This window comes from Bradyrhizobium sp. SZCCHNS3002 (genome assembly GCF_032377435.1).
In the GTDB taxonomy this organism is placed as follows: Bacteria; Pseudomonadota; Alphaproteobacteria; order Rhizobiales; family Xanthobacteraceae; genus Bradyrhizobium.
Genome location: NZ_JAUHHY010000014.1, coordinates 35,547 through 49,908, shown reverse-complemented (window position 1 = coordinate 49,908; position 14,362 = coordinate 35,547). Strand labels below are relative to the sequence as shown.

Sequence of the window (14,362 nt, the reverse complement as noted above, 5' to 3'; positions counted from 1 at the left end):
GAAATCAGATGCGATCGATGCCACAGATGAGACGCAGGCACTCGGCTCTGGACTTGCCCTGTCGAAGGAGATGAGCGCGCGATGTGGGCCTCGATCATATCGGAATGGCTGAGCCTGATCTTCCGCTGGCTGCACGTGATCGCCGCGGTCGCCTGGATCGGCAGCTCGTTCTACTTCATCGCGCTCGATCTCAGCCTGAAGCCGCGGCAAGGCCTGCCGACCGGCGTGATGGGCGAGGCCTGGCAGGTGCACGGCGGCGGCTTCTACCACATCGTCAAATATCTGGTGGCGCCGGCGCAGATGCCGAGCGAGCTGACCTGGTTCAAATGGGAGGCCTACACCACCTGGCTATCCGGCTTCGTGCTGATGATCGTGGTGTACTATCTCAACGCCGACCTGTTCCTGGTCGACAAGTCGATCCTCGACCTCACGCCCCTCCAGGCCGGCCTGTTCAGCTTCGGCTCGCTGGCGCTGGCGTGGCTGCTCTACGAGGCCGCCTGCCGCAGCGGCCTCGCCCGGCACGAGCTGCCGTTCGCGATCGGCGGCTACGTCTTTCTCGTCGCGCTCACCTACGCCTTCACCCATGTGCTGAGCGGCCGCGGCGCCTTCAACCAGATCGGCGCGATCATCGGTACCATCATGGTCGCCAACGTGTTTGCCGTGATCATCCCCAACCAGAAGAAGATCGTCGCCGCGCTGCTCGCAGGCCAAGCGCCGGACCCCAGGCTCGGCAAGGCCGGCAAGGAGCGTTCGGTCCACAACAACTATCTGACCCTGCCGGTGGTGGTGCTGATGATCAGCAACCACTATCCGCTCCTGTTCGGCACCCGCTACAACTGGGCGATCGTCGCCATCGTGCTCGCGCTCGGCCCGGTGATACGCCATTTCTTCAACGAGCGTCACAAGGGTCATCCGTCGCCATGGTGGGTGTGGGGCGTCGCAGCCGCGGGCATGATCGGCATCCTGCTGCTGTCCGCAGCGGGCCCTCGCGACGCCAAGGCGGCCACGAGCGCGCCGCCACGCTTCGCGCAGGTCGAGGAGATCGTGACCTCCCGCTGCAGCATGTGCCACGCCGCCGAGCCCGTATGGGACGGCATCGTCACGGCGCCCAGGGGCGTGCGGCTCGACACTGCCGACGACATCCAGCGCAACGCGCGGCTGATCGCACGCAACGCCGCGTGGTCGAGCGCCATGCCGCCCGGCAACATCACCGAGATCACCGGCGAGGAGCGCGCCGTGCTCGCGGCGTGGGCCGGTGCGCAATAGCGGTCGCAGTTGCCGCCGGCATGACGACCGCTGCTTTGCCTCCCCGAGGCAGTCTGTGGGGCGGGCAAAGGCGCGCCAGCGCGGTCCGCGCAATGCGCCGCCATGTCTCGATGGTAGCGCAGTTAGTTGCGCTGCGGCCCGCAAGCGCTTCGCTGTGCGGCTGACAGCTCCGCTCATCGCGCGCGCGGCAATGGATGCTCGCTCGGTTCCCCACGACGATTGCGTGAAGCCGGCACAAGGACAACCGGATTTTCGCAACGCGGAGTTGAACTGCGATGCATGCGACGACGATTGAGCTGGAGCACATCCGATTGTCGTCATGAGCTTGCGGCAAAATTTACCACCCGTTGGGACGCGGCTTGGCTGCAGAAAACATGGCGCTAGAGTGGCGCCCACAATCAGCTCTCAGCGAAACGCCCCATCATGTCGATCTCCGTCAAAGGCCGGCTGGCCATTGTCGCGCTCATCGCGCTTGCCTGCTTCGCAAGCTCGGTACTGAAGCTCTATCTGGGGCTGCTGTGCATCTCGCTGCTTTTGAGCTTTGCCGTGGTCGGCGTCGTGGCCCGGCTGGTCGAAGGGATCGTCATCAGGCGCGACCGGAGCAGCGAGCGACGGCTGGCACATCGCAGCGATCGCTCCGCTCGCGTCGACGAAACGCAGCCGCTGTCGATGACGACGATGGATCATGTCGACACGCCATCGCCGGCCGAACCCGCGCGATGAGGGGATTCTCCGTCTGGCGATCGCGCGCTGACGAACAGGGATACCGCACATCGGAGAATGGCAATGGTGCTACGAGCTCGACCGCTGGAACGGCGACGACCAGATCATCCTTCCGAACCAGCCGATTGCGGACGCGACGACGCCGTGCTCGGTGGCGACACATCGGAAGAGCAGCACGTGGCCGTTCAAATCGCCGCGCTGATCGCCTCGATACGCCGGCTGTACCTCATCCCTTCGTCCGCTTCCGCTTCGCCTCGAGAGCGCTCAGATAGGTAGCCATCATCTCGGGCAGCGCTGCGACGACGACATCGCGGCTGCGCGGATCCTGCTCGCGCGTGAACAGCAGTGTCCCGAGCACGACGGCATCGAGCGTCGTGGCCGCCTGCCTGCCGAGTTCGTCGCCGAGCCTGGCGCGCATGACGCGGTCGATGACGACCCTGAACTCGGCGTGCATGGTCTGGTCGTGCAGATCGAGCGTCGCCAGCGCATCGGGGTGGCGAACGAAGTAGCGGATCGCCCAGCCAATCAACTGCTCGATGACCTGCGGCGGCGACATCGCCGCCCATTCCGCATCGCTTCGCTGCACCACGCGGTCGAACGCCGGCTGCAGCTCGGCATCGTGACGCTCGGCGAGCGCATCGAGCATCTGATCCTTGTCGCGGAAGAAGTGATAGACCGAGCCGATCGACGCGCCGGCGCGCTGTGCCGCGGCATGCATGCTGACGGCACCGATCCCGGACTCGGCGATGATGGCGGCTGTCGCATCGAGCAACTGCTCGCGGCGCTCACGGCCACGCGCCTGCCGCGGCGCACGTGATGTCGTGCGCACGGGGGCATTCAGGTCGGTCGCAGCTTTGCGTCGCACGTTCGCGTCATGCCTTGGCTCGCCGCGGCGGCAGCGCTGGCCGATGTCCCAACGGGAGCGCCCGGGCAACCCGCACAGGGGGAATTCGAAACCGCCACGAGAATGTTACTAGACGAATTATTCTAGATTTGATTGTCTAATTCACGCACTGTCAAGAGGATGGTGTTCAACTTTCGCGTGAACCTGCTTGCCTGCAACGGCGGGCGGGTTTTGCGGGCTGCTGACGACCAACAGGTGCTTTCCGGTCCCTGCGTGCTTGCGCGGCAGGACGGGAATGATCGCCACCACCCAACCGGACCGAAGATACGACCATGTCTCCATTCACAGGATCCTCTTTCCTTCGGGCACCGGGCTCACGCCTGCTGGCCGCGGCCGGCTGCGCTGCCGTCGGCCTGCTGCTGGCCGGCTGCGAGCAGAAGACGGCCGCAACCGCGCCGCCGTCCCGGATGGTGCGGACCGAGGTGGTCAAGCTGTCGGAGCGCCGGCAATCGATCACGCTGACCGGTGACGTGCAGGCGCGGGTGCTCGCAGACCTGTCGTTCAGGGTCAGCGGCCGCGTCACCGAGCGGCTCGTGGAGGTCGGCGCGCACGTCAAGGCCGGCCAGTTGCTCGCCAGGATCGATCCGGCCGAGCAGCAGGCCGATCTCGATTCCGCGGAGGCCGCCGTGGCGGCCGCGGAGTCGCAGGTAAAGGTCGCAACCTCCAATTTCAACCGCCAGCAGACGCTGATCACGAGCGGCTTCACGACGCGCGCGACCTTCGACCAGGCCCAGGAGACGCTGCGCACGGCGGAGGGATCGCTGGAGGCCGCCAAGGCCCAGCGCGACACCGCCAAGGACGCCCTGACCTACACCGAGCTCCGCGCCGACGCGGACGGCACCATCACCGCGCGCAACATCGAGGTCGGGCAGGTCGCCCAGGCCGCGCAGTCCGTGTTCACGCTCGCGCATGACGGCGACCGCGACGCGGTCATCGACGTCTACGAAGCCGCGCTGTCGCTCAAATTCGACGACAGCAAGGTCGCGCTGGCGCTGCTGTCGGATCCTTCGGTCACGGCCAAGGGCACGGTGCGCGAGGTGTCGCCGACCATCGATCCGAAATCGGGCACCGTCCGCGTCAAGATCGCGATCGAGAATCCGCCGCCGGAGATGATCCTCGGCAGCGCCGTCAGCGCCACCGGCTTCATCAAGCCGGAGCAGCGCATCGTGCTGCCGTGGAGCGCGCTGACCGCCGCCGGCAAGACGCCGGCGGTGTGGCTGGTCGATGGCGGCGACAGGACGGTGTCGCTGAAGCCGATCACGATCGAGGACTATGAGACCGGCGCGATCGTGGTGTCGGCCGGGCTGCGACCGGGAGACCGCGTCGTGACCGACGGCGGCAAGCTGCTCAGCGTCGGCCAACAGATCACGTTCAACGAGGAGAAGCGGTCGTGATGTCGCCGATGCGCTGTGTTCTTCCGCTCGGCGCGCTCGCTCTGCTCGCCGGCTGCAACGAGAAGGCCGCCGCTCCCGATCCGGTCCGGCCGGTGCTGTCGATGAAGGTCGAACGGCAGACGGCCAATGTCTCGACGGTCACCGGCACGATCGAGCCGCGCTACAAGGCCGATCTCAGCTTCCGCGTGCTCGGACGCCTGATCGCGCGGCCCGTCTATGTCGGCGACATGGTCAAACAGGACCAGGTCGTGGCGGCGATCGATCCCGCCGCGCTCGAACTCGCCGTGCGCGCCTCGGCCGCCGAGGTCTCGCGCAGCCAGGCGCAGCTCACCAACGCGACCGGCACCGAGGGCCGGCAGCGCACCCTGCTGGAAACCGACGCCACCACCAAGGCGACGCTGGAGAGCGCCGAGCAGTCGCGTGCGGCCGCCCAGGCCTCCGTGATCAAGGCGCAATCCAACCTCGCCAAGGCGCGCGAGCAGCTCGGCTACGCCCAGCTCAAGGCCGATTTCGCCGGCATCGTCACGGCCGTCGGCGCGGAAGTCGGACAGGTCGTCTCGCCCGGCCAAAGCGTGGTCACGGTGGCGCGGCCCGACATTCGCGAGGCGGTCATCGACGTCGGCGACGACATTGCGGGCGCGCTGCAGGTCGGTACGCCGTTCACGGTGCGGCTGCAGGTCGATCCGACCATCAGCACGACCGCGAAGGTCCGCGAGATCGCGCCGCGCGCCGACGCCACGACGCGCACGCGTCGCGTCCGCATCACGCTCGACAACCCGCCCGAAACCATGCGGCTCGGCACCACCGTCACCGCGACCGTGAACACCGAGCAACGGACCGTCATCCGATTGCCGTCGACGGCGATCCTGGAGCAGGACGGCAAGAGCTTCGTCTGGCTGGTGGATGACGCCAGCAACTCCGTCAAGCGCCAGGAGATCATGGTCGCCCGCAACGAGGACGGCAGCATCCGCGTCACCGGCGGCCTCGAACCCGGGCAGCGTGTCGTCACCGCCGGCGTGCACAGTCTCAAGGATGGCCAGTCCGTCCGCATCGATCAGGAATCTCAGCCGTGAAGTCCTTCAACCTCTCCGACTGGGCGCTCGAGCACCGCTCGCTCGTCTGGTATTTCATGATCGCCTTCATGGCTGCGGGCCTCTTCTCCTACGTGCATCTCGGCCGCGAGGAGGATCCGTCCTTCACCATCAAGACGATGCTGATCCAGGCCAAATGGCCCGGCGCCTCCGCCGAGGAGATGACGCGGCAGGTCACCGACCGCATCGAGAAGAAGCTCGAGGAGCTGCCGGCGCTCGACTACACCAAGAGCCTGACCGTGCCCGGCCAGACCACGGTGTTCGTCAACCTGCGCGACACGACCAAGGCGCGCGACGTCGTCCCGACCTGGCTGCAGGTGCGCAACCTGATCAACGACATCAAGGGCGACTTTCCGTCCGGCGTCGTCGGGCCGGGATTCAATGACCGCTTCGGTGATGTGTTCGGCAACATCTACGCCTTCACCAGCGATGGCCTCAGCCAGCGCCAGTTGCGCGACCGCGTCGAGGAGGTCCGCGCCAAGGTGCTGACCGTGCCCAATGTCGGCCGCGTCGACATCGTCGGCGCGCAGAACGAGGTGATCTATCTCGAATTCTCGCCGCGCAAGGTCGCCGCGCTGGGCATCGACCAGCGCACCATCCTCAACGCGCTGCAGGCGCAGAATGCGGTGTCGCCGTCCGGCGTGCTGCAGGCCGGCCCCGAGCGGGTCGCGGTACGCGTCTCCGGCCAGTTCACCTCCGAGGAGAGCCTCAAGGCGATCAACCTGCGCATCAACGACCGCTTCTTTCCGCTTACCGACGTCGCCACCATCACCCGCGGCTACGACGATCCGCCGACCTCGCTGTTCCGCTTCAACGGCCAGCCCGCGATCGGGCTTGCCATCGGCATGAAGGCCGGCGCCAACCTGCTCGATTTCGGCGAGGCGCTGAAAGAGGAGATGACCAAGGTCGTGGCCGATCTGCCGGTCGGCGTCGGCGTGCATCTGGTCTCGGACCAGCCCAAGATCGTCGAGGAAGCGGTCGGCGGCTTCACCAAGGCGCTGTACGAGGCCGTGATCATCGTGCTCGCGATCAGCTTCGTCAGCCTCGGCGTCCGCGCCGGCCTCGTGGTCGCGATCTCGATTCCGCTGGTGCTCGCGATCACCTTCCTGTTCATGGCCTACACCGGCATCTCGCTGCAGCGCATCTCGCTGGGCGCGCTGATCATCGCGCTCGGCCTGCTGGTCGACGACGCCATGATCGCGGTCGAGATGATGGTGGCGCGGCTCGAGGTGGGCGACTCCTTGCGCAAGGCCGCGACCTACGTCTACACCTCGACGGCGTTCCCGATGCTGACGGGCACGCTGGTGACGGTCGCCGGCTTCATTCCGATCGGCCTCAACAGCAGCGCCGCCGGCGAGTTCACCTTCACGCTGTTCGTGGTGATCGCCGTGTCGCTCGTCGTGTCCTGGATCGTGGCCGTGCTGTTTGCGCCGCTGCTCGGCGTCACCATCCTGCCCGCGACCTTGCCGAGTCACCATGCCGAAGGCGGCCGGCTGACGCGGATATTTCGCGCCATGCTCAATGCCTGCATGCGCAACCGCTGGACCACGATCGTCGCCACGGTCCTGATCTTCGGCCTGTCGGTGTTCGGCATGCGCTTCGTGCAGCAGCAGTTCTTCCCCTCCTCCGACCGCACCGAGCTGGTGATCGACTTCAACCTGCCGCAGAATTCCTCGATCGCCGAGACCAACGCGCAGATGGCGAAGTTCGAACAGGAGGCGCTGAAGGGCGATCCCGACATCGACCACTGGTCGACCTATGCCGGCTCCGGCGCGCAGCGCTTCGTGCTGTCGTTCGACGTGCAGCCCGCCGACGTCTCGTTCGGCCAGATCATCATCGTCACCAAGAGCCTCGAGGCGCGTGACCGCGCCCGCGCCAAGCTGCAGGCCTATCTCACCAAGACGTTCCCCGGCACCGACGCCTATGTGCACCTGCTCGACATCGGCCCGCCGGTCGGCCGCCCCGTGCAGTACCGTGTCAGCGGGCCTGATGTCGCCAAGGTGCGCGAGACAGCGCAGGAATTCGCCGGCGTCATGCGCGGCAACAGCCATCTCGGCGCCGTCATCTTCGACTGGATGGAGCCGGCGCGCGTCGTGAAGGTCGACGTCCTGCAGGACAAGGCCCGCCAGCTCGGCGTCACGTCCTCCGACATCGCCAACGCGTTGAACGGCGTGCTCGACGGCACCTCGATCACCCAGGTGCGCGACGACATCTATCTGATCGACGTGCGCGGCCGCGCCCAGGCCAAGGAGCGGCAATCGCTGGAGACCCTGCGCGACCTGCAGCTGTCGGGCTCGAACGGCCAGTCGATCCCGCTCGCGGCGCTGGCGACCTTGCGCTACCAGATCGAGCAGCCCGAGATCTGGCGCCGCTCGCGGCAGCCGACGCTGACCCTGAAGGCCAGCGTCATCGATCAGGTGCAGCCGAACACGGTGGTCGATCAGCTCAAGCCCGCCCTTGCGGCGTTCAACGCCAGGCTTCCGGCCGGCTATCAGGTCGTCACCGGCGGCAGCGTCGAGGAGAGCGCCAAGAGCCAGGCGCCGATCATCGCGGTCGTTCCGATCATGCTGTTCACCATGGCCACGATCCTGATGCTGCAGTTGCAGAGCTTCCAGCGCCTGTTCCTGGTGTTCGCGGTCGCGCCGCTGGCCTTGATCGGCGTCGTCGCGGCGCTGCTGCCGAGCGGTGCGCCGCTCGGCTTCGTCGCCATCCTCGGCGTGCTCGCGCTGATCGGCATCCTGATCCGCAACTCGGTGATCCTGATCGTGCAGATCGAGCATCTGCGCGACGAAGGCCGCCCGCCATGGGAGGCCGTGATGGAGGCGACCGAGCACCGCATGCGGCCGATCATGCTGACAGCAGCCGCGGCCTCGCTGGCGCTGATCCCGATCGCGCGCGAAGTGTTCTGGGGTCCGATGGCCTATGCGATGATGGGCGGCATCATCGTCGGCACCGTGCTGACCCTGCTGTTCCTGCCGGCGCTCTATGTCGCCTGGTTCCGGATCAAGACGCCGGAGGCGAGCGATTCAGTCGAGCCGGCAGCGCACGGCGCCTGACGCGGGGCCTGCGTGAATCGCGGATAATTGCGTGGGATAAGCCGCCCGCGTGGGTTAAAGCCCGCGCGGCGGCCGGGTAGATTCGGCCTTCATGGAAGGATGCGAATCATGACCGATCCTCAGATCGTCTGCCCCTCCTGCCGCACCGAGATCAAGCTGACCGAGCAGCTCGCAGCGCCCCTGATCGCGGAGACGCGCCGGCAGTTCGAGAAGCAGTTGCAGGCGAAAGAAGCCGATTTCGGCCGCCGCGAGGCGCAGCTCAAGGCCGCCCAGGAGCAGATCGCGCAGGCCAAGGCCGCGATCGATCAGCAGGTGGCCGCCAAGCTGAAGGCCGAGCGCGCTGCGATCGCGCAAGCCGAAGCCGAAAAGGCACGCCAGGCCGTGGCGGACGAAATGGGCAATCGCGATCGCCAGCTCGCCGAGCTGCACGAGGCCATCCTCAGCAAGGACGCCAAGCTCGCCGATGCGCAGAAGGCACAGGCCGAGATGATGCGCAAGCAGCGCGAGCTCGACGAGGCCCGCCGCGAGCTCGATCTCACCATCGAGACCAAGGTGCAGGAAAGCCTCGTCGCGGTGCGCGACAAGGCGCGGCTCGAGGCCGAGGAGTCGCTGAAGGCCAAGGTCGCTGAGAAGGAGACCCAGATCGCCGGCATGCAGCGTCAGATCGAGGAGCTCCGCCGCAAGGCCGAGCAAGGCTCGCAGCAGTTGCAGGGCGAGGCGCTGGAGATCGAGCTGGAATCGCAGTTGCGCGCACGCTTTCCCCGCGACCTCGTCGAGCCGGTGCCGAAGGGCGAGTTCGGCGGCGACGTGATCCATCGCGTGGTCGGCCCAGGTGGCCAAGCCTGCGGCGCGATCCTGTGGGAATCCAAGCGCACCAAGAACTGGAGCGATGGCTGGCTGGTGAAGCTGCGCGACGACCAGCGCGCGGCCAAGGCCGACATCGCGCTGATCGTCTCGAGCGCGCTGCCCAAGGGCGTCGACGGCTTCGACCTGATCGACGGCGTCTGGGTCGCCGAGCCGCGCTTCGCGCTGCCGCTGTCGCTGGCGTTGCGGCAGTCGCTGATCGACGTCGCCTGCAGCAAGCTCGCGCAGGAGGGCCAGCAGACCAAGATGGAGATGGTCTACGCCTATCTCACGGGGCCCCGCTTCCGCCACCGCATCGACGCCATCGTCGAGCGCTTCACCGAGATGCAGTCGGATCTCGACCGCGAGCGCAAGACGATGATGCGGCTGTGGGCCAAGCGCGAGGAGCAACTGCGCGGCGTGCTGGATTCGACGGCGGGACTCTATGGCGACCTGCAGGGCATCGCTGGCCGGGCGATGCAGGAGATCGAGAGCCTCGACGTGCTGCTGATCGAGGGCAAGAGCGAGGCGGCGGAGTAGCGCGCCGGCCGCGGCGATCCAAGGAGACCAGCGCCGCACCGCGCTTATGCTGACCCTACGCGGCCGCGTCTGGCCGCATCTCGCGTTCCGATGGCATGCGGATGCAGATGGCCGCTACTGCTTCGCCATCTGCGTGCTCGCCTGAGCGTCCCTTGGCACAGCCCCCTTGTCGACCCATTCCGGCGGGGCGCCCAGACGGTTGGCGACCATGCCGATGACCCCGGGATCCCTGCCGAACGCCTCGCATGCCGCGTTCTTCGGCTTGCCACCGAGCGCCGCGCCGATCCGTTCGATCGACGGCAGCTTCGGCAACTTGCCGAACGGGGTCTCTCCGGTGACCAGCATCTGGCCGAAATCTGCGCTGAACGAACTCGCCAGATCATAGGCATCGCCGGCCTGCGAAAGCACCGGCGAGTTGGTGAACGAATTGGCGCCGCGCGCCCACACCATTGCGGCCTGCTGCCGGCCCTTGCGGTCGAGCGCTTCAGCCTCGATCGTGAGACTGCCGAGCCCGATCGGCAGCCGCGGCACCGGAACGGGAACGCCGAGCGCGCCCGGCACGGCCGACACGACCTTGGACGCACCGGCGGCGACCGGATCGGTCGGCGTCGCCTGGGTGATGAAGGTGCGCGTCGTCAAATCGGCCCTCTGATTGGGCGCTACGACCGTGAAGCGTTCGCTTAGATTGAGACACAGCGCGCGGTCGACGGCATTGGCGACGAGCTGCCGCTGCTGGTCCGTCAGCACCGCGCCGGCCTGGCCCGAGAAGGATGTCGGCATGATCCGCACGGTCTGGGCCGCGAGGACATTGTCCTTGTCGACGTTGAGCTGCGATTTGGCGAGCACGCCGTTCGATTCCGCCAGCGCCTGATAGGATGCGAGCGCGCCGCTCTGCGTCATCTGCGCCGTGGCGCAACCCGACAGGCCGAGCGCCGCGCACAGCATCGTCAGGCGGATGGTGGCGGGGGCACAGGATCTCACGAAAGCCGCGACGTCGATCTCGACCATGCTTCTCCCGCCTCACGCCAACGATCATCGCCCTCTCGCGGGCGGCGCATCCTTCTCCGAGATTTCGGACGGCGTGGGGCGGAAGCATGGAGAGATGTTTCGAAACGGCACCAACCAAGGAGAGAGTGCGGCGAGCGTGTGCGCGGCGCCGCTACCGCGGGCTCACAATCCGCAGGTGATGGCGATGACGCCTGCTACGGCCAGCACGGCGCCCAGCCAGGCCGCCGGCGCGGGCCTTCGCCCGGTGCTCCACCACAGCAGCGGCAGGATCATGACGGGCGTCGTCGACGACAGGCTAGAAACGATTCCAACGGGCCGGCTCGTCAGAGCAAACAAGACGAGCGTCATGCCGATGCCCATCCCGAGCACACCGCTGAGCGCCGATCGGATGACGATTGATCTATCCACCGCGGCCGAGTTGCGGAAACCCGGAACGACGGACAAAGTGAGCAAGGCTGCCAATCCGATCGCGGCACGAATGGACGTGGCCAACGCCGGGTCGAGGCCGGCAGCCATCACGGGACGCGCGATCAGGACAGCCGCCGCTGCGAACAGCGCCGCCGCGAGACCGAACACGAGCCCCACGCGCAGCGAGCCGTGTGTCTCCTGGGCGATGGTGCCAGGCTGCCTGAAGATGATTGCGACGGACACGCCGCCGACGATACACCCTACTCCCATGATCTTGATCGCCGACAGTGCTTCACCAAGCCACAAATAACCAAGCACGGCCGCAAATGCAGCCCAGCTGGCATAGACAACGGCCGTCAGGCGTGGCCCCAGTCGCGCCAGTGCAGCATAGAAGCAGGAGTCGGCGACGACGACCCCGAGCAGGCTCGATGCAGCCAGCATCAGCAGCTGATCCCCCGGCGGCGCGGCCCAGCGGCCTCGCAGCGTCACCAGGGCCAGCATGGTGAGGAGCGCCGCTGCGAGACGGATCGCGTTGAACCTGACGGGACCGAGTTGGCGAACGGCCGACGGCGCAATGAGGTTGCTGACGGCGATGCTGAAAGCAGCCGCCAGTGCAGCCAGATCGGAGAGCATGATGAACGGCCACACTGCAGAGCGATCTGTTCTGATCGTCCAGCAATCTGGCCCTGGCAACGGCCGCGGTCAAGCAATCACATCGCCGACGACACACGCCATCGTCCCGCGGGAAGCCAGTACCCCACGGCATTGGTCACGACAGTGCCGCCGAGCCGGATGCCCGCCAGCGCGGGACACGACAATGGTCGTGACGCACATTCACTAACATTGGCCTCACAGTTGGAGCCGTTCTGGGATCTTCCCCGAGACCCCTGACAGCCGTCGGCTGTCGGGGGCGAGACCGGCTCACCCCACGACCTTGTCCAATGTGATCGGCAAATCCCGAATACGCTTGCCGGTGGCGTGATAGACCGCGTTGGCGATCGCCGCGGCGACGCCGACGATGCCGATCTCGCCGACGCCCTTGATGCCCATCTTGTTGATGATGCGATCCTCCTCGTCGACGAAGATCACCTTGATATCGTGAACGTCGGCATTCACCGGCATGTGATACTCGGCGATATTGGCGTTCATGATGCGCCCGAAGCGCTGGTCGATCTGGGCCTCCTCGTGCAACGCCATGCCGATGCCCATGACGACGCCGCCCATGATCTGGCTCGAGGCTGTCTTGGTGTTGAGGATGCGCCCGGCGGCGACGGCATTGACGATGCGCGTCACCCTGACGACGCCGAGCTCCTCGTCGACCTTCACCTCGGCGAAGACCGCCGAATGCGTGTTGTGCGCGTGCTTGTCGTCGTCCTCGAACTCCGAGCCGCGCTCCTTTTCGATCCGGTCCATGCCGCCATGGCGCATGACGTCGGCCATGGGCACCGAACGATTGCGATCCGCGATGGCAACGATCGCGCCATCCGCGAGCGTCACCTCGTCGGCCTCGAGCCCCTGCAACGGCGAGCCCGGGACGGTGTGCGCGATCTTCAAAAGCTCCGCCCGGATATCATCAGCGGCGTTGACGATCGCATGCGAGATCGAGGCTGCGGTCCATGAGCCGCCCTCCACCGGCGCCTTCGGCAGCGTGGAGTCGCCGAGCTTCACATTGATGCTGTCGAGCGGCACGCCGAGCATGTCGGCGGCAACCTGCGCCATGATCGTGTAGGTTCCGGTTCCGATATCGGAGGTCGCGCTCGACACCTCGACATGTCCGTTGGCCGTCATCACGATCCGCGTCGCGAACGGCATCTGCAAGGCCTCCCAGGCCCCGCTCGCCATCCCCCAGCCGACGAGTTCTCGGCCGTCACGCATCGAACTCGGTTCCGGGCTGCGCTTCGACCAGCCGAAGGCCCCGGCGCCCTGCTGATAGCACTCCTTCAGCCGCTTGCTGGAGAACGGCAGATCCTTGTCCTGATCCCGATCGGAATAGCAGCGCAGGCGCAATTCGAGCGGATCCATCTTGAGCGCGACGGCGAGCTCGTCCATCGCGCATTCGAGACCGTAGACGCCGCTGGCGGCGCCGGGCGCGCGCATGTCGCCCGGCGTCGGCACGTCGAGCCTGGCGAGCCGATGCGTCGCGCGCGAAGTGACGGAGGTGTAGAGCACCTCGCCCCAGCCGATGTCGTTGCGCGAGAACGCCTCGTGCTGCGAGGTCATTGCGATGGCTTCATGCGTCAGCGCCGCCAGCGTGCCGTCCTCACGGGCGCCGAGCGCCAGCCGCTCGATCGTCGCCGGACGATAGCACAAGCCATACATCTGGGCACGGCTGAGCACGACGCGCACCGCGCGCTTCAGCTTCAGCGCCGCCATGGCCGCGAGCACCACCTGGTATTGCGGGCGCAGGCCGGAGCCGAACGCGCCGCCGACGAATGGCGACATCACCTGGACGTCGTCCTCCTTCAATCGGAAAACGCTGCAGACATAGCGCTGCACGTTCTGCACGCCCTGGGTCTTGTCGTAGACCACGAGCTTGCCGCCCTCGCGCCAGAGCACGGTCGACGCATAGAGCTCCATCGGGTTGTGATATTCGATCGGCACGCCATAGTCGGCATGGTGACGCACGGCTGCGCCGGCGAGCGCCTTTGCCGCGTCGCCGCGCGGCTTGACCGGCTTGTCGACCTTGAACGCCTGCTCGCGCCGCGCATGCAGGTCCGTCGCGAATCTCTCGACCTCATAGTCGATCTCGACCAGCGTTGCGGCGAAGCGTGCAATGTCCTCGTCCTCGGCGACGACCAGTGCCACCGGCTGGTAGTTGAAATGCACTCTGTCATCGTAGAGCGGGCGATAGGGCGAGCCGTCCTCCGGCGCGACCTCGTCGCGATAGTCGTCATCCTTGTCCGCCATGCTGACCCGGTTGGCGTGAGTCAGCACGTCGATGACGCCGTCAACCGCCAGCGCGCGGCTGGTATCGATGCGCATGATCCGCCCCCGCGGAATGGTGGAACTGACCACGACGCCGAAGGCGAGATCGGGCGCGGTGAACTCGGCGGCATATTTGGCGACACCGGTGACCTTGGCGCGGCCGTCGACGCGGGAGGTGGCTGTGCCGATGTGAGCTGTCATGAC

General features: G+C 66.7%; 10 protein-coding genes. 6 read left to right on the top strand and 4 right to left on the bottom strand.

Translation table 11 applies throughout. The annotated features are described in order from the left end of the window. The first annotated feature begins 81 nt into the window (after positions 1–81). Positions 82–1,266, top strand: coding sequence for a urate hydroxylase PuuD (locus QW845_RS26155; RefSeq protein ID WP_315804398.1), 1,185 nt, complete (start codon positions 82–84; stop codon positions 1,264–1,266). Positions 1,267–1,689: 423 nt separating this feature from the next. Beyond that, positions 1,690–1,989 (top strand): hypothetical protein, encoded by a 300-nt coding sequence (locus tag QW845_RS26150; RefSeq protein WP_315804397.1) that lies wholly within the window; start codon positions 1,690–1,692, stop codon positions 1,987–1,989. Between the two features lie 226 nt (positions 1,990–2,215). On the opposite strand, the gene QW845_RS26145 is transcribed toward QW845_RS26150, so the two are convergent. Continuing rightward, a complete protein-coding gene (locus QW845_RS26145) occupies positions 2,216–2,854 on the bottom strand; it encodes a TetR/AcrR family transcriptional regulator (RefSeq protein WP_315804396.1) in 639 nt (212 codons plus the stop codon). A 311-nt stretch (positions 2,855–3,165) separates the two neighbouring features. Here QW845_RS26145 and QW845_RS26140 point away from each other — a divergent pair, with 311 nt between their 5' ends. The 4 genes from QW845_RS26140 to QW845_RS26125 all read left to right on the top strand — a co-directional run bounded on the left by QW845_RS26140 (position 3,166) and on the right by QW845_RS26125 (position 9,817). Continuing rightward, positions 3,166–4,287 (top strand): efflux RND transporter periplasmic adaptor subunit, encoded by a 1,122-nt coding sequence (locus QW845_RS26140; protein WP_315804395.1) that lies wholly within the window; start codon positions 3,166–3,168, stop codon positions 4,285–4,287. Beyond that, positions 4,284–5,360, top strand: a complete 1,077-nt coding sequence (locus QW845_RS26135; RefSeq protein WP_315804394.1) for an efflux RND transporter periplasmic adaptor subunit — start codon at positions 4,284–4,286, stop codon at positions 5,358–5,360. Before QW845_RS26140 ends, QW845_RS26135 begins: the two co-directional genes overlap by 4 nt. After that, positions 5,357–8,434 carry an efflux RND transporter permease subunit gene (locus QW845_RS26130; protein WP_315804393.1) on the top strand — a complete coding sequence of 1,026 codons (3,078 nt, stop codon included), beginning with the start codon at positions 5,357–5,359 and terminating at the stop codon, positions 8,432–8,434. The genes QW845_RS26135 and QW845_RS26130 overlap by 4 nt, the downstream gene beginning before the upstream one ends. A gap of 108 nt (positions 8,435–8,542) precedes the next feature. Further along, on the top strand, positions 8,543–9,817 hold the full coding sequence (locus QW845_RS26125; protein WP_315804392.1) for a DUF2130 domain-containing protein: 1,275 nt from the start codon (positions 8,543–8,545) through the stop codon (positions 9,815–9,817). A gap of 114 nt (positions 9,818–9,931) precedes the next feature. Here QW845_RS26125 and QW845_RS26120 read toward each other — a convergent pair whose 3' ends face one another. From QW845_RS26120 to QW845_RS26110, 3 genes are all read right to left on the bottom strand, one after another. Continuing rightward, entirely contained in the window at positions 9,932–10,825 is an 894-nt protein-coding gene (locus tag QW845_RS26120) for a DUF3313 domain-containing protein (RefSeq protein WP_315804391.1), read from the bottom strand. Positions 10,826–10,987: 162 nt separating this feature from the next. After that, positions 10,988–11,866 carry an EamA family transporter gene (locus QW845_RS26115; protein WP_315804390.1) on the bottom strand — a complete coding sequence of 293 codons (879 nt, stop codon included), beginning with the start codon at positions 11,864–11,866 and terminating at the stop codon, positions 10,988–10,990. A gap of 288 nt (positions 11,867–12,154) precedes the next feature. Further along, on the bottom strand, positions 12,155–14,359 hold the full coding sequence (locus tag QW845_RS26110; protein ID WP_315804389.1) for a xanthine dehydrogenase family protein molybdopterin-binding subunit: 2,205 nt from the start codon (positions 14,357–14,359) through the stop codon (positions 12,155–12,157). Positions 14,360–14,362: the final 3 nt, after the last annotated feature.